The 17,322-nt window shown below is 67.3% G+C and carries 17 protein-coding genes; 7 read left to right on the forward strand and 10 right to left on the reverse strand.

Annotation, left to right across the window (positions count from 1 at the left end; all coding sequences use genetic code 11):
* The first annotated feature begins 84 nt into the window (after window positions 1-84).
* Complete coding sequence (locus ACIBK2_RS35140; protein WP_396973790.1) at window positions 85-2,121, forward strand: thioredoxin domain-containing protein; 2,037 nt, start codon at window positions 85-87, stop codon at window positions 2,119-2,121.
* 179 nt (window positions 2,122-2,300) lie between these two features.
* On the opposite strand, the gene ACIBK2_RS35145 is transcribed toward ACIBK2_RS35140, so the two are convergent.
* Together ACIBK2_RS35145 and ACIBK2_RS35150 are read right to left on the reverse strand one after the other, a co-directional pair.
* Complete coding sequence (locus tag ACIBK2_RS35145; RefSeq protein ID WP_396973792.1) at window positions 2,301-3,893, reverse strand: adenylate/guanylate cyclase domain-containing protein; 1,593 nt, start codon at window positions 3,891-3,893, stop codon at window positions 2,301-2,303.
* A 60-nt stretch (window positions 3,894-3,953) separates the two neighbouring features.
* On the reverse strand, window positions 3,954-4,577 hold the full coding sequence (locus ACIBK2_RS35150) for a hemolysin III family protein (protein ID WP_396974134.1): 624 nt from the start codon (window positions 4,575-4,577) through the stop codon (window positions 3,954-3,956).
* A gap of 207 nt (window positions 4,578-4,784) precedes the next feature.
* Here ACIBK2_RS35150 and ACIBK2_RS35155 point away from each other — a divergent pair, with 207 nt between their 5' ends.
* Together ACIBK2_RS35155 and ACIBK2_RS35160 are read left to right on the forward strand one after the other, a co-directional pair.
* A complete protein-coding gene (locus tag ACIBK2_RS35155; RefSeq protein WP_396973794.1) occupies window positions 4,785-5,564 on the forward strand; it encodes an isoprenyl transferase in 780 nt (259 codons plus the stop codon).
* Window positions 5,565-5,580: 16 nt separating this feature from the next.
* A complete protein-coding gene (locus ACIBK2_RS35160; protein WP_396973796.1) occupies window positions 5,581-6,183 on the forward strand; it encodes a hypothetical protein in 603 nt (200 codons plus the stop codon).
* Window positions 6,184-6,189: 6 nt separating this feature from the next.
* On the opposite strand, the gene coaA is transcribed toward ACIBK2_RS35160, so the two are convergent.
* On the reverse strand, window positions 6,190-7,122 hold the full coding sequence (gene coaA / locus ACIBK2_RS35165; RefSeq protein ID WP_379280860.1) for a type I pantothenate kinase: 933 nt from the start codon (window positions 7,120-7,122) through the stop codon (window positions 6,190-6,192).
* Window positions 7,123-7,357: 235 nt separating this feature from the next.
* Here coaA and ACIBK2_RS35170 point away from each other — a divergent pair, with 235 nt between their 5' ends.
* Entirely contained in the window at window positions 7,358-8,554 is a 1,197-nt protein-coding gene (locus tag ACIBK2_RS35170) for a DUF885 domain-containing protein (RefSeq protein ID WP_396973799.1), read from the forward strand.
* A gap of 192 nt (window positions 8,555-8,746) precedes the next feature.
* On the opposite strand, the gene ACIBK2_RS35175 is transcribed toward ACIBK2_RS35170, so the two are convergent.
* Together ACIBK2_RS35175 and ACIBK2_RS35180 are read right to left on the reverse strand one after the other, a co-directional pair.
* Window positions 8,747-9,196: a nitroreductase family deazaflavin-dependent oxidoreductase gene (locus ACIBK2_RS35175; RefSeq protein WP_396973801.1), complete on the reverse strand. Its 450-nt coding sequence runs from the start codon at window positions 9,194-9,196 to the stop codon at window positions 8,747-8,749.
* 17 nt (window positions 9,197-9,213) lie between these two features.
* Window positions 9,214-9,672: a PaaI family thioesterase gene (locus ACIBK2_RS35180; RefSeq protein WP_396973803.1), complete on the reverse strand. Its 459-nt coding sequence runs from the start codon at window positions 9,670-9,672 to the stop codon at window positions 9,214-9,216.
* 239 nt (window positions 9,673-9,911) lie between these two features.
* Between ACIBK2_RS35180 and ACIBK2_RS35185 the strand changes: the two genes are divergently transcribed.
* From ACIBK2_RS35185 to ACIBK2_RS35195, 3 genes are all read left to right on the forward strand, one after another.
* Entirely contained in the window at window positions 9,912-10,490 is a 579-nt protein-coding gene (locus tag ACIBK2_RS35185; protein ID WP_396973805.1) for a TetR/AcrR family transcriptional regulator, read from the forward strand.
* A 90-nt stretch (window positions 10,491-10,580) separates the two neighbouring features.
* A complete protein-coding gene (gene glyA, locus ACIBK2_RS35190) occupies window positions 10,581-11,876 on the forward strand; it encodes a serine hydroxymethyltransferase (protein WP_396973807.1) in 1,296 nt (431 codons plus the stop codon).
* Window positions 11,877-12,100: 224 nt separating this feature from the next.
* Window positions 12,101-12,898, forward strand: coding sequence for an SGNH/GDSL hydrolase family protein (locus ACIBK2_RS35195; protein WP_396973809.1), 798 nt, complete (start codon window positions 12,101-12,103; stop codon window positions 12,896-12,898).
* Window positions 12,899-12,906: 8 nt separating this feature from the next.
* On the opposite strand, the gene ACIBK2_RS35200 is transcribed toward ACIBK2_RS35195, so the two are convergent.
* The 5 genes from ACIBK2_RS35200 to ACIBK2_RS35220 all read right to left on the reverse strand — a co-directional run bounded on the left by ACIBK2_RS35200 (window position 12,907) and on the right by ACIBK2_RS35220 (window position 17,245).
* On the reverse strand, window positions 12,907-13,650 hold the full coding sequence (locus ACIBK2_RS35200; RefSeq protein ID WP_396973811.1) for an ESX secretion-associated protein EspG: 744 nt from the start codon (window positions 13,648-13,650) through the stop codon (window positions 12,907-12,909).
* Entirely contained in the window at window positions 13,647-14,882 is a 1,236-nt protein-coding gene (locus ACIBK2_RS35205) for a hypothetical protein (protein WP_396973813.1), read from the reverse strand. The genes ACIBK2_RS35200 and ACIBK2_RS35205 overlap by 4 nt, the downstream gene beginning before the upstream one ends.
* A gap of 22 nt (window positions 14,883-14,904) precedes the next feature.
* Window positions 14,905-15,447: a DUF3558 domain-containing protein gene (locus ACIBK2_RS35210; RefSeq protein ID WP_396973815.1), complete on the reverse strand. Its 543-nt coding sequence runs from the start codon at window positions 15,445-15,447 to the stop codon at window positions 14,905-14,907.
* Window positions 15,448-15,488: 41 nt separating this feature from the next.
* A complete protein-coding gene (locus tag ACIBK2_RS35215) occupies window positions 15,489-15,878 on the reverse strand; it encodes a hypothetical protein (RefSeq protein ID WP_396973817.1) in 390 nt (129 codons plus the stop codon).
* A gap of 170 nt (window positions 15,879-16,048) precedes the next feature.
* A complete protein-coding gene (locus ACIBK2_RS35220) occupies window positions 16,049-17,245 on the reverse strand; it encodes an FAD-dependent monooxygenase (protein WP_396973819.1) in 1,197 nt (398 codons plus the stop codon).
* Window positions 17,246-17,322 lie beyond the last annotated feature (77 nt).

Here is a 17,322-nt window from a genome sequence, read left to right on the forward strand (position 1 = left end):
GAGACCATGGTGTGCAGGACTCGGTCCCCAGGGTTCCTGTCACCGGCCAGAACCCTGCACCGAGGATTGTGAGACGGTTGAGGGATGAATCGGCTCGGGAACGCTACCTCTCCGTACCTGCGGCAGCATGCGGACAATCCGGTGCACTGGCAGGAGTGGGATGGGCGGGCGTTGGGGGAGGCGCGGGAGCGGGATGTGCCGATCTTGTTGTCGGTGGGGTATGCGTCTTGTCATTGGTGTCATGTGATGGCGCATGAGTCGTTCGAGGATGTGGCGACTGCGGAGTTGATGAACGAGAACTTCGTTTGTATCAAGGTGGATCGGGAGGAGCGGCCTGATCTGGATGCGGTGTATATGAATGCGACCGTTGCGATGACGGGGCAGGGTGGGTGGCCGATGACGTGCTTCCTTACGCCGGAGGGGGAGCCGTTCTACTGCGGGACGTACTACCCGAAGGTGGCGCGGGGTGGGATGCCGTCGTTCACGCAGTTGCTCACCGCGATCACCGAGACCTGGCAGCAGCGGCGTGATGAGGTGCACAAGGCGTCGGCGCAGGTGACCGAGGCGTTGCAGGCGCAGGCGGCGGGGCTGCCCGACTCCGACCTCGCGATCACCGCCGAGTTGCTCGATCATGCGGTCGCGGCGGTGTTGCGTGACGAGGATCCGAAGCATGCGGGATTCGGTGGGGCGCCGAAGTTTCCGCCGTCGGCGCTGTTGGAGGGGCTGCTGCGTAGTTGGGAGCGCAGCGGTGATCAGGCGGTGTTCGAGGCGGTGAATCGTACGGCCGAGGCGATGGCGCGTGGCGGCATCTACGACCAGTTGCGTGGCGGATTCGCGCGCTACTCCGTTGATCCGGCTTGGGTGATACCGCATTTCGAGAAGATGCTGTACGACAATGCCCAATTGCTGCGGGCGTATGGGCATTTGGCGCGGCGATCGCCGGAGTCGTTGGCACACAGGGTTACTCGCGAGACCGTTCAGTTCCTGCTCGAAGATCTGGGTACCGAGCAAGGCGGATTTGCTTCCGCCCTCGACGCCGACACACATCTCGAACCTGGCCAGCCTGGAGTAGAGGGCGCGACCTACGTCTGGACGCCCGCCGAGCTGGTCGGCGAACTCGGACCGATCGACGGTGCCTGGGCTGCAGAGTTTTTCGGGGTCACAACCGATGGGAACTTCGAGCAGGGCACCTCGGTGCTCACCCGATACGCCGATCCCGCACCTGCCGACATCGATCGGCTCGAACGCGTCACCGCTGCTCTGCGCAAGGCGCGTGACGGCCGCCCGCAACCGGACCGCGACGACAAGGTGGTCACCGCGTGGAACGGTATGGCGATCACGGCGTTGGCGGAGGCGGGTGCCGCGCTTGGTGAGCACGACTGGGTAGCCGCCGCGGTCCGCTGCGCGCGATTCCTGTTGTCCGAGCACGTGATCGACGGCCGCGTGCGTCGCGCCTCACTGAACGGCACCGCGGGAGCGTCGCCCGGTGTGCTCGAGGACTACGCCTGGCTCGTCACCGGCCTGCTCGCCCTGCATCAGGCCACCGGTGAGCTCAACTGGCTCGACGAGGCACAACGGTTGCTGGACAAGGCAATCCAGCACTTCGCCGATCCGGGTATCCCCGGCAGCTGGTACGACACCGCCGACGATTCCGAAACGCTGGTCACCCGTCCCCGCGATCCGGTCGACGGTGCCACCCCGGCGGGCGCGTCCGCCCTCGCCGAAGCGCTGCTCACCGCGGCCGCCACCAGCGATCCCGACCGCGCCATTCCCTACTTCTCGCTGGCCGAACAGACCTTGCAGCGCGGCGCGGTCGTCCTGGCTCGCGCCCCGCGCTCCGCGGGTCAGTGGCTGACGGTCGCCGAGGCGGCTCTCCGCGGCCCCCTCCAGGTCGCCATCGCCACCGAAACACCCAGCGAGCCAAGCGAACTGCTTATCACGGCCCGTGCCACCGCCCCCGGTGGCACGGTAATCCTTGCGGGCCTACCGAATTCGGCACCCTTGCTGACCGACCGCCCGCTGCTGGGCGGCGAGCCCGCCGCCTACGTCTGCCGCGGCACGGTCTGCGACCTCCCCGTAGCGACAGCGGCTGAACTGCGTGCGTCCCTGGAACGGACATAGGCGCCTGCGCGGCGAGCCGACCGCCTGCTGTGCCACGGGTTTGTCGGATGGCTCGCCGTGACCGAGCTACGGGCCGACCGCGTGAACGTAGGCGCTGCTGAGTGGCAAGCCTGACCGCCCAGCGTGCCGCAGTACGTCCGCGAGCTCGCGGTAGCGACGGCTGCCGTGGCGCGGATATCTCAGTCGGTTTCCGTTGCGGCGGTGCGAACTTCGACCACCGCGCTGCGATCGGTCGCCGGATCTGCGGTGCCGCTCGGCGCGGTGGTCTGTGCACCATTCGCGCTCAGGTCGGCGGCTGGGTCGAGGTCGGTCCAACAGGCCGTCGGCTGCTTCATCCCGCGCAGCAGAATCGTCTCGTAGAGCGTCCATTTCGCACGTTCGTGCGGCGCGGCGTCCTCGATGGCGGAACCGCTCACCAGGATTCGGCGCGGCACCTCTTTCGCCTCGGTGGTGAGGCGGGCGGCCTCGTTGACGGCGTCGCCGATGACGGTGTACTCCAGCCGCGTGTCCGAGCCGATATCGCCCGCGAAGACCAGGCCGTGCGCGACGCCGATGCCGATGTCGAGTTCGCCCGCCGCGACCACTTCGTCCCGGATCCGCCGTGCCGCGCGCAATGCGGGAGTCGCGTTGTCGCGCAAGGCGATCGGCGCGCCGAAAATACACAGCGCCGCGTCGCCCTCGAACTTGTTGACCAGCCCGTTGTTCTCCTCGGTCGCGGCGACGACGGTCGCGAGCAGCCGGTTGAGCTTGGCCACGAACTCCTCCGGCGGCAGCCCGGTGGACAGTTCGACCGAGCCGGTCACGTCGACGAACAGCGCCGTCACCACCCGCACATCGCCGGTCAGGTCCAGCCCACCGGCCAGCGCGCGCTCGGCCACCTCGGCGCCGACGTGCCTGCCGAATACATCCCGCATCCGTTGGCGCTCACGCAGATTCGCGACCAGCTCGTTGACCGAGTTCTCCAACCGCCCGATCTCGCTGGTGCTGCCCACCGGGACGCGCACGTCGAGATCGCCCTTGGTGATGCGATCCAGGGCCAGCCGCAACGTGCGCATCGGCGTGGCCACCGCGCGGGCCAGGAACGCCGTCGCCAACGCGCCGACGCCGAGACCGACCACCGAAAGATAGATGGCGGTGCGCACGCGATCGGCCGGATCGGCCACCGGATTGCCGAGCACCACGATCAGCATCAGCATCGGCAACGCCGCCGCGACCGCCCAGCTCACCACGACCCGGACCAGCACCGAGGAACTCCAGTGCATGGTCGGCCCGAGCACCGCGGCCACGATCGGAATGGTCGGCCGGATGAGCCGATCGACGATGAGGAAGGTCAGCCCCACCGATTCGATCCCGCCGAAGGTGAACAGTGCCGCGATCACCGCCGGATCGTTGTCCGGGGTCAGCCGGATGAGCGACAGGGTGGCGACGATGACGCCGGTGATCCACACCGCGAGCGCGCGGGTGGTGATGGTGATCGGCAGGCGAAGCAGCTGCCGCGCTTCCTCCTCGGTCGGTTTGCGTCCCTGATCGAGCCAGCCGAAATGGTACGACCGGTCCCGGATCGCGAGCGCGACCCCGGCCAGGAAGCCGAGCGTGGGATAGATGCCTGCCAGCGCGACATGCCGGAGCCAGTCGGGACCGAGCCTGCTCAGCGACCCGCTGAGCCACAGCTCCATGATGATGACGGCCAGACCGCTGAGATTGGCGGTGATCACCACCGCCGCGAGACCGGCGCGGGCCTTGAGTGCCCAGATGACCAGCCGGGCGATCATGCGACGCCACGAACGGCAGTGACTAGGAACACGAACGAGCAGCTTAGCCGTTCGCGCTGGTCATCGGAGGACGACGAGCCAGACCGCGACATAGTGGGTCAGCGCGGCGAGCACCGTCGCGGCGTGGAAGAACTCGTGATGGCCGAAGACGGTCGGCCACGGGTTGGGCCACTTGGTGGCGTAGAGGATGGCGCCGCCGCTGTAGAACAGCCCGCCGACCAGCAGCAGGATCAGCGGCGCGATGCCGATCTGACTGTTCAGCTGCCCGGCGACCGGCACGATGGCCCAGCCGAGCAGCAGGTAGAGCGGCACGCCGACCCAGCGGGGAGCGGTGGGCCACAACAGTTTCAGCGCGACACCGGCCAGCGCGCCCGCCCACACCACGATCAGCAGCGTCTGCCCGGTGCGGCCGGGGAGGCCGAGCAGGGCGAACGGCGTGTAACTGCCCGCGATGAACAGGAAGATCATCGAGTGATCCGCCCGCTTCATCCGGATGCGCGCCTGCGCGGTGGGCCAGGTCACCCGGTGATAGACCGCACTGATGCCGAACAGGCCGCACACCGTCAGCCCGTAGACGGCGGTGGACCAGCCCGCGGTGGCCGAGATGGTGGTCGCCTTGGCGACGAGCACGATGGCGGCGACGGCCGCGATGCCGACCGCCCAGGTGTGGATCCAGCCGCGCATCCGGGGTTTACCGAGTGCCTCGACCAGGGACTCCGTCCCCGAGCCGTCGACCACTCCGGTGTCGGTGCCGCCGACCGATTCGGACACGAGCTACCTCCTGGTTGAACTCACCGGTAACCTACGGAACCGTAAGTTACGGTCTCCCGCCACTGTACCGGGAGACCCGGTCGCTGCCAGGATCCCGCCGCTGAGGCGTAGGGTGGCCGCGTGGAGCTTCCGGTTCAGGTGCGGGGTTTGCCGTATCGCATCTACGAGGCCCGGCTCATGAAGCAGCTGGCCGGCAAACAACATCCCCGCCACGTCGCGGTGATGTGCGATGGTAATCGGCGGTGGGCGCGCGAGAACGGTTTCACCGACGTGAGCCACGGCCATCGGGTCGGCGCGGTGAAGATCGCCGAGCTGGTCGGCTGGTGTCAGGCCGAGGGCATCGAGATGGTCACCGTCTATCTGCTCTCCACCGAGAACCTGCAGCGCGATCCCGACGAGCTGGAGACGCTGTTCGAGGTGATCACCGACGTCGTCGAAGAACTGTCGGACCCCGAACAGAATTGGAGCGTGCGGATCGTCGGCACGCTCGACGGATTCCCCGAGCTGATCGCCAAGCGCCTGCGTACCGCCGCCGAGCGGACCGAGGGAAACAGCGGCGTGCACGTCAACGTGGCCGTCGGTTACGGCGGCAGGCAGGAGATCACCGACGCGGTGCGCTCGCTCGTCCGCCAGGAGATCGCGGCGGGGGAGACCGGCGAGGATCTCGTGCAGTCGATCACCGTGAACGCCATCGGCCAGCACCTCTACACCTCCGGTCAGCCCGACCCGGACCTGGTCATCCGCACCTCCGGGGAACAGCGACTCTCCGGTTTCCTGCTGTGGCAGAGCGCATACTCGGAGATATGGTTCACCGAGGCATACTGGCCGGAATTCCGGCGCGTGGACTTCCTGCGGGCGCTGCGCGACTTCGCGGCACGGCATCGGCGCTTCGGCATCTGAGGTCCGGCGGTGGGTCATGAGTGACCTGGACAGCCGCTCCGACGGACACCGAGCCACATCGGCTACGGCGCCCTACATCAGCTACGAAGACTTCGGTCGCCGGTTCTTCGAGTACGCCGCCACCGAGGAGCGCATCCTCGGCGCGTTCGACCAGTTGACCGGCGCCGCCTTCGATTTCGGTCCGATCGGCGTCGGGCCGGGCCGGTTGGCGAAGGCGAGCGCGCACGTGCAGCTCGGTCAGGCCGTGGTGCGCCGCGATGTCGACGACGTGATCTCGTTCGCGCTGAAGATCCCGCTGAGCGTCGACATGCTCATCGACCTCGCGCTGGACCGGCACCGCTTCGAGGTGGACGGGCACATCCATCTGCACCTGGTCGTGCGGGCCGCCGAGCCGCTGCGCGTGGTGATCGACATCGCGACGCCGCGGTCGAGCGACGTCCGGATCAACGTCGCCACCGACACCATTCGCGGGAACCTGTTGCGCATCCTCGCCAGTGTTGATCAGGAGATCCGGCGTTTCGTCGCCCGCTATATCGCCAAGGAGATCGACAAACCGCACATTGCCGCGGCCCGCGATATCAATGTGGCGAAACGCCTCGACGAAGCTTGGAAATTGTAAGCGGGATCACAATTTACGCAGTCGCAGTCTATTGATGCTGTGGTCGGCGTCCTTGCGTAACACGAGGGTGGCGCGGGGCCGGGTCGGCAGAATGTTCTCCACCAGATTCGGGCGGTTGGTGTTGTTCCAGATCTCGGACGCGGCATGGGTCGCCTGCTCGTCGGTGAATCCGGAGTAGTGGTGGAAATGCGCGTTCGGGTTCGCGAAGGCGGTCTCGCGCAGCGCGAGAAACCTTTGCACGTACCAGTTCTCGATGTCTTCGATGCGGGCGTCCACGTAGATGGAGAAGTCGAACAGGTCCGAGACCATCAGCCGCGGCCCGGTCTGCAGCACGTTCAGGCCCTCGACGATCAGGATGTCGGGCTGGTGCACGCAGTGGAACTTGTCCGGCACGATGTCGTAGGAGATGTGCGAGTACACGGGCGCGCACACCTCGGCCGCGCCCGATTTCACCTCGGTGACGAATCGCAGCAGCTTGCGGCGGTCGTAGCTCTCCGGGAAGCCCTTGCGGTGCATGATGCCGCGACGGGTGAGTTCGGCGGTGGGATAGAGGAATCCGTCGGTGGTGACCAGGTCCACCCTCGGATGGTGGTCCCATCGGGCGAGCAGCGCCTGCAGCACGCGGGCGGTGGTGGATTTGCCGACCGCGACGCTGCCCGCGACGCCGATCACGAACGGCACCTGCCGATCGGGGTGCGTCTCGCCGAGGAAGGTCGCGGTCGCGGCGAACAGCCGCTGGCGCGCGGCCACCTGCAGATGGATGAGACGAGCGAGTGGCAGATAGACCTCCGCGACTTCTTCGAGGTCGATCTGTTCGCCGAGACCGCGCAGGCCCCTCAGTTCTTCCTCGGTGAGCACCAGGGGAGTCGACTTACGCAGTGTGCGCCACTGTTTCCGGTCGAATTCCACATACGGACTGGGCTCGCTCATTCGTCCCACTTACCCGACGCTCCAGTTCGGCAAACGCGTACACATACCGTGCCGGCTCCGTGTGATTCGGTCTAACTCTCGCCGCATAGCCGAATTCTGCTCTGCGTCAACGGCGTGGAAAAAGCGGGGTACCGATACCGGGGTGACTCGGTCGATGCCGAGCGCTTTTCACCGGGCGAACGCAGGGTGGCGTCGCGTGATTGTGCCGCGTCCTGGCTGCTGGTGAGCCGCTAAAGTCGATCGGATGGCAGCGCATCCACTGGTGACCGAGTACCTGCGGCTCGGCCTGGCATTCGACCGGCTCGAAGACGGGTTCGTCGACGCGTATACCGGTGATCCGGCCTTGCGCCGTGCGGTCGCGAACGCCCCCGCGCCGGAGCCGCGGCAGCTGGCCCGCCGGGCGGCCGAACTGCGTGCCGAATTGCCCGACGCGGGGCTGACGGTGGCGCGCACCGAATTCCTCGACGTGCACCTGCGTGCGCTGGAGTGCTCCGGTCGCAAGTTCGCCGGTGACGACATCGGGTTCGTCGACGAGGTACGTGCCTACTTCGACGTGGACATCGCCCTGGGTGAGGTCGAGGACTACCGCGACGCGCACCGGCAGATGGACGAGGTCCTCGCCGGTGCGGGCCCGCTGGCCGAACGAGTGGCCGCGCACCGCAAGGCCGACGAGATCCCGCCGGAGCGATTGGCCGCCTGCGTCGAAGCCTTCTCCAGCGCCTTGCGTGAACTGGTCCGCGACCGCTATCCGCTGCCCGATCACGAGCACGTCACCTACGAGGTGGTCGGCGACAAGCCCTGGTCCGGCTTCAACTACTACCTCGGCAACTATCAGTCCCGTGTCGCGATCAACTCCGACCTCAAACAACACATGACGCACCTGCCGTCGCTGATCGCGCACGAGTCCTACCCCGGTCATCACACCGAGCACTGCCGCAAGGAGGCCGGACTGGTCGCGACCGGTCAGGCCGAACAAACCCTCTTCGTCGTGAACACTCCGCAATGCCTGATGGCCGAGGGCCTCGCGGACCTGGCCCTGCACGCCATCGTCGGCCCCGGCTGGGGCAAATGGGCCCAGGAGATCTACGCCGATCTCGGCCTGCGCTTCGACGGCGAACGGGCAGAACGACTTTCGACCGCCTCGGCCAAGCTGCTCAGCGTCCGCCAGGACGCGGCCCTGCTGCTACACGACCAGCATCGCCCCGAGGACGAGGTCGCCGAATTCCTGCAGACCTGGAGCCTCGCCACCCCCGAACGCGCCCGCCAAACCCTGCGCTTCCTATCTTCCCCGCTCTGGCGCGCCTACATCTCCACCTACGTGGAGGGCTACCGCCTGCTCGGCGGTTGGCTGGATCGTGCCACCGCTGCGGACGACCGCGCCGACCGCTTCCGCCGATTACTGGACGAACCGCTGACCCCAGGCGCCCTGCGCCGCAACTGACCTCGTGACACGGATTCGCACCCGCCGCCGGGCAGTGGCGGCGGGTGCGAATGCCCGAGGGCGATGGCGCCGCGGTGTCGTACGGCGCGATCCCCTCCGGTTCGTGCCGGCCATCTGTTGAACCGGCGGAATCGGGTGTCTCGTTACGTCTGGCCGGGCCCCGAATCACGGTGCCCCGAGTAACAGGGGGAGTCAGGTGGTGGTGAAGGTGATGCGGACCGAGATCGGGTCGCTCTCCAGCGCTTTCATGGTCCATTCCGCGGCGGATTCGGGGACGCGGCCCTTGGCGAAGCTGCGGGCGCGGGCGACCACGTCGTCGTCGGGGACGAAGGCGGCGGTGCCGGTGAACCAGCGTTTGCCTTGGCGCAGGCGGACTTTCGGGTCGGCGACGATATTGCGCGCCCAGCCGGAGCGGCGGCCGTGTTGTGAAATGAGCCAGGCGCCTTGGTCATCCACCGAGACGGTGACCGGAACACGGCGCGGCTGGCCGGTTTTCGCGCCGGTGGTCTCCAGTTCGGCGAGCAGGGCCGAGCGGATGCCGATGCGGTCGAGCAGGCCGACGGCGGGGTTGGCCAGGTAGCGGCCGATGAGGCGTTCGCGGCGGAATTTGCGGACCGCGGCGCTGGTGCTGCGTGCGCTCATGGCGAACTCCTTGCGTCTCAGCGGTTTCCGCGCAGGATGACGCAGGTGGTGGTGGCGTGCGCGACCAGCCTGCCCTGTTCGTCGACGACGCGGCCCTCGGCGGTCGCGGTGGTGCGGCCGACATGGATGGTGGTGCCGGTGGCGGTGAGCTTCTGGCCGTTGATGGGCACCGAGCGGATGTAGTTGACCTTCAGTTCCAGGGTGGAGTAGCCGACGCCCGCGTCGAGGGTGGAGTGCACCGCGCAGCCCATCACCGAGTCGAGCAGGGTGGCGCAGATGCCGCCGTGCGTGCTGCCGAGCGGGTTGGCGAAATCGGGACGGGTCCGCAGCGTGAACACCACCTTGCCCTGCTCGATCAGGTCCACCTCCATGCCGAGCAGATCGCCGATGAACGGCGGGCGGTCCTTCATGGTCATGCCGAGGCGGAGCATCTCCAGGCCCGTCAGCTGCGCGAGATCGATCGTGGTCTCCGACATGAATCCGTCCTTTCGGTGAACCGATCGGTCCACATCTGCCATGATTGGAGCATGGACCGATCGGTTCATGCAACAGTGCGGGAGGAGAGGGTCCACGTGCGAGACCTGCGTGCCGCGCCGACGCCGCCGACAACGGGCGGAATCTCCGATCGACCGCTGCTGGGTGGCTTAAGTCACACTGATCCAGTGCTCGACCGTCCGACGGGTACCGGGAACGTCGACCGGACAGGGGGTGCCCGATGACCACAGGCCCACGCGCTCGGCTGATCGAGAGCGCGATCGAACTGGTCCGCGAGCAAGGCGTGGCAGGCGCGGGTCTGACCGCATTGCTCGACCGCGGCAAGGCGTCCCGCAATTCGCTGTATCAGCACTTCCCGTCCGGCAAGAGCGAGCTCGTCGCGACGGCCACCACCGTGGCAGGCGCCCGGCTCGCGACCGTGATCGAGAAGGTCACCGCCGCGCGTCCGCCGCAACAGTGGTTCGACGCACTGTTCGGCTGGTGGATCACCGCACTGGACACGAGCTCGTTCCGCACCGGCTGTCCGATCGTCGGCGCCGCGCTCGCCGAATCCGAGCCCGACGTGCAGGCCTCGGCCGGTGCGGTATTCGCCGACTGGCACGCGAGACTCGGTATCGGGTTCGCCGACGCGGGCCTGCCCGCCGCGGCGGCGGAATCCTTCGCCAGCTTCGTGATCAGCGCGCTGGAGGGCGCGATCGTGCAGTCGCGCGCCATGAAATCCAGTCAGCCATTGGCCGACGCGCAAAAACACCTCTCGGTGCTGCTCGACCAATACCTCCCACCTGCCGCCGACAGCTAACAACCCGCACGCGCGTTGCCTGGCGGATGGCCCCGCGGTGGCCTGGAACCCCATGCTGAAGAGCACAATGCGGGCCCATAGACTGTGGCGGTGACGCAGACGACGGCCTCGGTCAATACTCAGTCTCTCGGTGAGCTCGATCCGGAGCTCGCCGCCGCGATGGCGGGTGAACTCGCCCGCGAGCGCGACACCCTCGAGATGATCGCCTCGGAGAACTTCGTGCCGCGCGCGGTGCTGCAGGCGCAGGGCAGCGTGCTCACCAACAAGTACGCCGAGGGCTACCCGGGCCGGCGCTACTACGGTGGCTGCGAGCACGTCGACGTCGTCGAGACCCTCGCCCGCGACCGCGCCAAGGAACTCTTCGGCGCCGAATTCGCCAACGTGCAGCCGCATTCCGGCGCGCAGGCGAACGCCGCGGTGCTGATGGCGCTGATGAACCCCGGCGACAAGCTGCTCGGCCTCGACCTCGCGCACGGCGGTCACCTGACCCACGGCATGCGGCTGAACTTCTCCGGCAAGCTGTACGAGACGCACTTCTACGGCGTCAGCAAGGAAGACCACCGCATCGACATGGACGAGGTGCGCACCATCGCGCTCGAGGCTCGTCCGAAGGTGATCGTGGCGGGCTGGTCGGCCTACCCGCGCCAGCAGGACTTCGCCGCGTTCCGCTCGATCGCCGACGAGGTGGGCGCCTACCTGTGGGTGGACATGGCGCACTTCGCCGGTCTGGTCGCGGCCGGCCTGCACCCCTCGCCGGTGCCGCACGCCGACGTGGTGTCCTCCACCGTGCACAAGACCCTCGGCGGTCCGCGCTCCGGCCTGATCCTGGCCAAGCAGGAGTTCGCCAAGAAGCTCAACAGCGCGGTGTTCCCGGGCCAGCAGGGCGGACCGCTCATGCACGCCATCGCCGCCAAGGCCGTCGCCTTCAAGATCGCTGCGGGCGGTGAGTTCAAGGACCGGCAGGAGCGCACGCTGTCCGGTGCCAAGATCCTGGCCGAGCGCCTGACCGCGGCCGACGTCAAGGGCAAGGGCGTCAGCGTGCTCACCGGCGGCACCGACGTGCATCTGGTGCTCGTCGACCTGCGCAACTCCGAGCTCGACGGCCAGCAGGGCGAGGATCTGCTGCACGAGATCGGAATCACGGTGAACCGCAACGCCGTTCCGTTCGACCCGCGCCCGCCGATGGTCACCTCGGGCCTGCGCATCGGCACCGCCGCGCTGGCCACCCGTGGCTTCGGCGACACCGAGTTCACCGAGGTCGCCGACATCATCGCCACCGCGCTCGCGGGCACCTCCGATGTCGACACGCTGCGTGGCCGCGTCACCAAGCTGGCGCAGAGCGTTCCGCTCTACGAGGGCCTGGAGGACTGGCGCCTGCTGGGCTGAGTCGCCGCGAAGACGTTCGACGGGCTCGCGTATCCGGTGAATCACCGGATACGCGAGCTCGAGTCGTTTGTGGACACCATCTATGCACCTGGATGCAGACACCGATGTGGTCGCCGAGCCGTGTCGCCGCAGATCAGGCGAGTGCGATCCCGCTAGTGTTTGCGCGGATCACCCTCGTCTGACGGCGGGGGAGCGCAGTCTGAAGTTGTGCAGTGCTCAGGTAGGTGACTCGACGCGGAGGCAACCTGGTGGTCGGCAGGCGGGTGGTCCGGGTGGTCTGCACGCTGGTGGTGCTCGCCGCAGGGGTGGCGGGTGCGTCGGCGGCCGCGCAACCGTCGGGTGTCTATGTGTCGGTGGGGGAGTCGAGCGCGGCGGGACCTTTCATCCCGGAGCAGATCTACCCGCTGGGCTGCTTTCGTTCCAACCACAATTACGCCCATCTGACCGCCGAAGCGCTCGGACTGACCCTGCGTGACCCTGCGTGTTCCGGCGCGAAAATCGCGAATATGTATGCGGCGCAGGCACTGCCGTTCGGCGGCGCGAACCCTCCGCAGATTGACGCGGTGACCGCGGACGCGACGATCGTCTCGGTGGATTTCGGCATCAACGACTACGCCGACGACGGCTGGACCGCCACCGCGCTGGTGTCGAAACTGGCCGGGCTGCTCGACGATATTCGCGCCCGCGCACCGCAGGCCAGGATCTTCGTGATGGGCAAGATCGAGCGGGTGCGCGCGGGCGGCTGCTTCCCGGCGGTGCCGCTGCTACCGACGCAGGCCGACCAGATCTACGCAGGCGTCGAAGCCGTCAACGCGGTGCTGGTCACCCAGGCCGCGGCCCACGGCGCGACCTTCGTCGACGTCTACCCGGCCAGCGTCGGCCACGATGCTTGCGCGCCGGAGGACGATCGCTGGGCCGAAGGCCTCTTCCCGGCCTCGCCCGCACAACCGTTGCACGCCAACGCCGTTGGCCATCAGCACGAGGCGCAGCTGCTCATCGAAGCGATCCGCGCGAACACCTGATCGGCGGTTCATACCGAATCCATCCTGGCCCTGGCACGGGCGATCGCCTCGTCGAGGTAGCGGGTGATGTCGGCACTGGTGCCCGGCCGGATCATCAGGGCGCGGTTGGCGGGGACCTCGTAGTAGCGGCCGTCGGCGGCGTCGATCCAGCGCAGGCGGCCGGTGCGCAGCGGTTCGGCGTTGCGCGGGCCGAGCAGGACGGCGGCGATGCCGCGGGTGCCGCAGGATTGGCGCCAGAAGCGGCGGTAGCGATCCTTGACCTCGCTGGCGGGGGCACTGCCGAACAGGTCGGGGCGGTCATCGTTGAGATCGTCCAGCAGGAAGGACTTTTCGCCCGTGGTGCCCGCCGCGGTGTCCGGCAGCAGTCGCACCAGTTCGGTCGCGAGTTGGTCGACCCGGCAGCGGCGCAGTTGGACTCGGCCGCCGGTGGGGGCGGGCGTCTGCTCGGCGATCACGCCCGCACCGCCGCGGGTCGCGCAGCCGATCGCCCGCATCTCGATGCCGTCGCGGGTATTGTCGTGGCCGAAAAGTTCGATGCGCCAATCGGGTCGGGCGAGCACGGTGATGGCGCGCGCCAGCGGGACGCGCTCGGGGCGGGCCAGCTCGTCGCGGAATTCCCGCTGGTAGGTCTGATATTCGCGCAGACCGGGGAAGCGACTGGTGAAGCGGAACGGAAAGGGCAGTCGATCGAGGCCGGTGCCGAACCATGCCGCCGCGAACTGCTCCGCCGACAGAGACCACTGTGCCGTCACTTTTCACCGATCACCGGCGGCACAGTCTTTTCCACCTCACCCAGGAGTTCCTTGGCGTGCTCCGCGGTGCGCAGGAAACCGGGGGACTTGTGTTCGCCGTCGTCCTCGCCCTGGCTTCGGGCGCCGTGCGGAAACATGCCGGGATAACCCGAGGTGCCCGGTGCGCCGGTTCGTCCAGGGACGGCGGCGGGTTGCGGTCCGGCGGCGCCCGGTGTGGTGGCGGGCAGCGGCGGTCGGGAGGTGCCGGGGCGTGCTTCGCTGTTCGGGCTCGCCGAGGTGTGCGGGGACGTCGAGGTGCTCGGGCGGTCGCCGGTGCTCGGTGTGCCCGACCTGCTGGGTGTGCCGTTGTATGAAGCGGAGGTGACGGTCGCCGGTGCCGATGGCAGTGGCGTAGTGGGGATTCCGGTCGTGATCGGGTTGGCCGAGATGGTCGGGGTGGTGGTCGGCGACTTCGGGGTGGTCGCCGCCGTTGTCGTCGCGGCGGGGGTGGTCGATGCGTTGTTCTGATCCGGCGAGACGGACTGCGCAGCAGTGTCTTCCGGCTTTGCCTCGGTGTCGGGTTTACCGGTGTCCGCCGACTTGTCGGTCTGGTCGGTCGGTGCCTGCTTGCCGGAATCCTCGGTGGCGGAACTGTTGTCGTCGGTGCGAGGGCCGTTGCCGTCGGGAGTCTTGCCTGGGACCGGGTTCGTGCCGGGGTCGATACTGCTGTCGCCGCTTGGCGTCGGCACGACGATCGGGCTGATCGGCGGCGGCAGCGTCGGAATGGCGGGGGCGGTGGTGCCGTACGGCTGGATGTACTGCGTGGTCATCTCGTCGCGAGCTTGCTCCTCGTTGGAGTTGCGTAGCTCGGGGCCGCGTGGATTGGTCGAGGTGTCCACCACGTCGGGCACCGACATCTTGAACTTCGCCGCCGCGCTCGCGGCCTGTGACAACGGCGTGCTCTGCGCGTTCAGCGTCGTACCGAACTCACCGACCTGGGTCGCGTAGTCGCGGATGCCGCGCACCGCGCTGTCCGCCGCCGCACCCTCCCAATGCTGTTCGACCGCCTGCTTGATGGCGGTCTCGAACTGGTGCCCGGCATCGGTCACCGCCGTCGCGATCTTCGACCAGGCGTCGAACGCGCTGTCCAGCCCGTCCGGATTCATCCCGTCGGCCGCCTGCTTGATCTCGGCGTGGGTAAAGCTTTGCGCGTTCTCGGGATTGGTGATCGCACGGCCATCGGTTTGTTTCATGATCGCTCCCCCGTGGGGTTGTTCAGCTGCCCGCGGGCAGCAATGGTGCGACTACTTGGGCGATTTCGGTGGCGTTGTCGCAGGGCGACAGGTGGCGTGGGTGCTTGCCGTCCGGGTCGTCGACGAGGAGGTAGAGCGAACCGCTCTTCATCTCGACATTGATCGTGCACCCACCGGGTACGTCCGGCCTGGCCTCATAACGCAACGCCTTTCGGTCGCCGATCGAGATGTCCACGGCCGCAGGGAACTTCTCGCGAACCTGGTCGAGGGTTCCGTTGGTGGTTTCGATGGTGAAGCCGTAACCGGCCTTGGCGACGTAGCGGCAGCCCTTCCAGCTGATACCGGCTGCGCTGTTTTGTTTCGGTGCGGGTGGCAACGCGTTCCATTGGTGCTCGCTGACGAACTGCGGTGTCAGCGCGGTGCAGGGATCGAAGGCCGTTTGCGGATCGGATCCTGTCGTCTTGGTGACGGACGGCGCGGCCGAACTCGGAAGGGTCGGTGTACCAGCGGGCTTCGTCTCGTCACCGCATCCGGTCAGCAGGGCAGCCAGGACCGCCGTGGCCACGAAACAGATTCGTGGCGAACGGCTTCCGCGCTGGATGAAGCTCATACGCTGATCTCCCGCAACTTCGCCGCGAATTCGGTATCGGTGCGTTGATAGCCCTCGCAGATGGTCTTGAACATCGCCCGGATGTCCTCGGCCACCTTGATGTAGTCGCTCAGGGTGTCGTAGGCGTTGTTGGGTCCACCGAATGCCTTCTCCCGGAACAGTTGTACGAGTTCGACGGCAGACGTCAGGCGCGGCTTGTCCTCGCCGAGCCCCCAGGAGGTCTTCTCACCCAGCTCACGAGCGTCGGCCCGGACGCCGGTCAGCTGATTGATCAGCTCCTCGCACGCCTTGTCGATATCGACGAAGCCCTGCGGATCCATCCGCACCGTCAACGCCCCGGACTTCGCATCCTCGATGTACCCGGGAAACGGGCTGTCCACCGCCATCACCGTCCCCTTTCATGAGTGCCTCTGACCCTATAGACGCGCCCCACCCCGGTTCGGTTCCATCGAAACACAGTGGATTCTCCGGTGCGAGCACATCGGCGGATCAACCCCGCATACTGGACGGCCTCGAACCAGTGCGCGGGGTCGAAACCGCAGCGCGGCCAACGGTTTCAGTTGATCTCGGTCGCGCCGACCATGGTCGGGTAGTCCTGCAGGTCGATGTCGTTGGCGGCCTTGTCCGCGTACTTCGCCATCAGGCTGAACATCCGCGATCCGAAGAACCAGTTGCGCATCTTGATGCCGTACGCGGTCTTCGGTGCGAGGAACCTTCCAGCGTTGCTGTTTCCCATGATCTTGGCGTAGCCCTTCATGATCTCGTTGTAGCGAGCGAACGCCACGGTGTAGTCACCGTCCGCGACGGCGAGTTCCCCCGCGATGACGTACGCGCCGACCACCGCGAGCCCAGTGCCGAAGCCCGCCAAGGTGTTTCCGTACGCCGAGTCGCCGACCAGCGCGACCCGTCCCTTGGTGAAGGTGCCGTGCATCCGCACCTGGCTGATCGAGTCGAGGTAGAAGTCGTTGAAATCGGCCATCTCGCTGAGCATTCGGGGAACGTCCCAGTGCACGTCGGCGTAGACCTGTTCGACGATTCGTCGCTGAGCGACGGTGTCGTCGCGGGAGTAGTCGAGCTCGGGCGACATGAACATGTACAACTGCTGTGCCTTCGACCCGCCGCTGATCGCGAGCTTGCCGGGCGCGTTGTGACCGTAGGCGGTGACGCGCGCACGCGGTCCGGTGGCGTCCTTGCTCCACGGGCTCGCGCCGGCGACGCAGTAGTAGTGGCCCAGGTACTTGACGAAGTCCTTTTCCGGTCCGAAGGTCAGCTTGCGCACCCGGGAGTGGATGCCGTCGGCGCCGAAGACCAGGTCGAAGGTGCGCGCCGGGCCGTGCTCGAACTCGACGTACACGCCGTCGGACAGCTCGGTGAGCGCGCTGATCGAATCGCCGAACAGGTATTCGCAGTGTTCCGCGGTGCGCTTGTACATGATCTCGGCCAGGTCGCCGCGCAGGATCTCCACATCGCCGCCGGTGAAGTCGCCGGACATGACGGCCAGCCGCTTGCCGTTCTCGTCGACGAAGACGGTGTCGGTGGTGCCGGTCCGGCGTTCCTTGATGTCTGCCAGGATGCCCATCCGCTCCAGGACGGTGAAGTGGGTCTTGCCCTTGAAGTCGATCGCCTGGCCGCCCGGGCGCAGGCCTGAGGCGCGCTCGATGACGGTGACGTCGAAGCCGTAGCGGTCCAGCCAGTAGGCGAGGGCGGGGCCCGCGATGCTGGCGCCGGAGATGAGGACTGTCTTGTTACGCATGATGACTCCTGTGGCCTGAATCTGCGTCTATCGGAATCTGTTTCCGGTGGACACGAATTAGAGTATGGTAGACACAG

Source organism: Nocardia sp. NPDC050175 (genome assembly GCF_044459885.1).
Lineage (GTDB): Bacteria > Actinomycetota > Actinomycetes > Mycobacteriales > Mycobacteriaceae > Nocardia.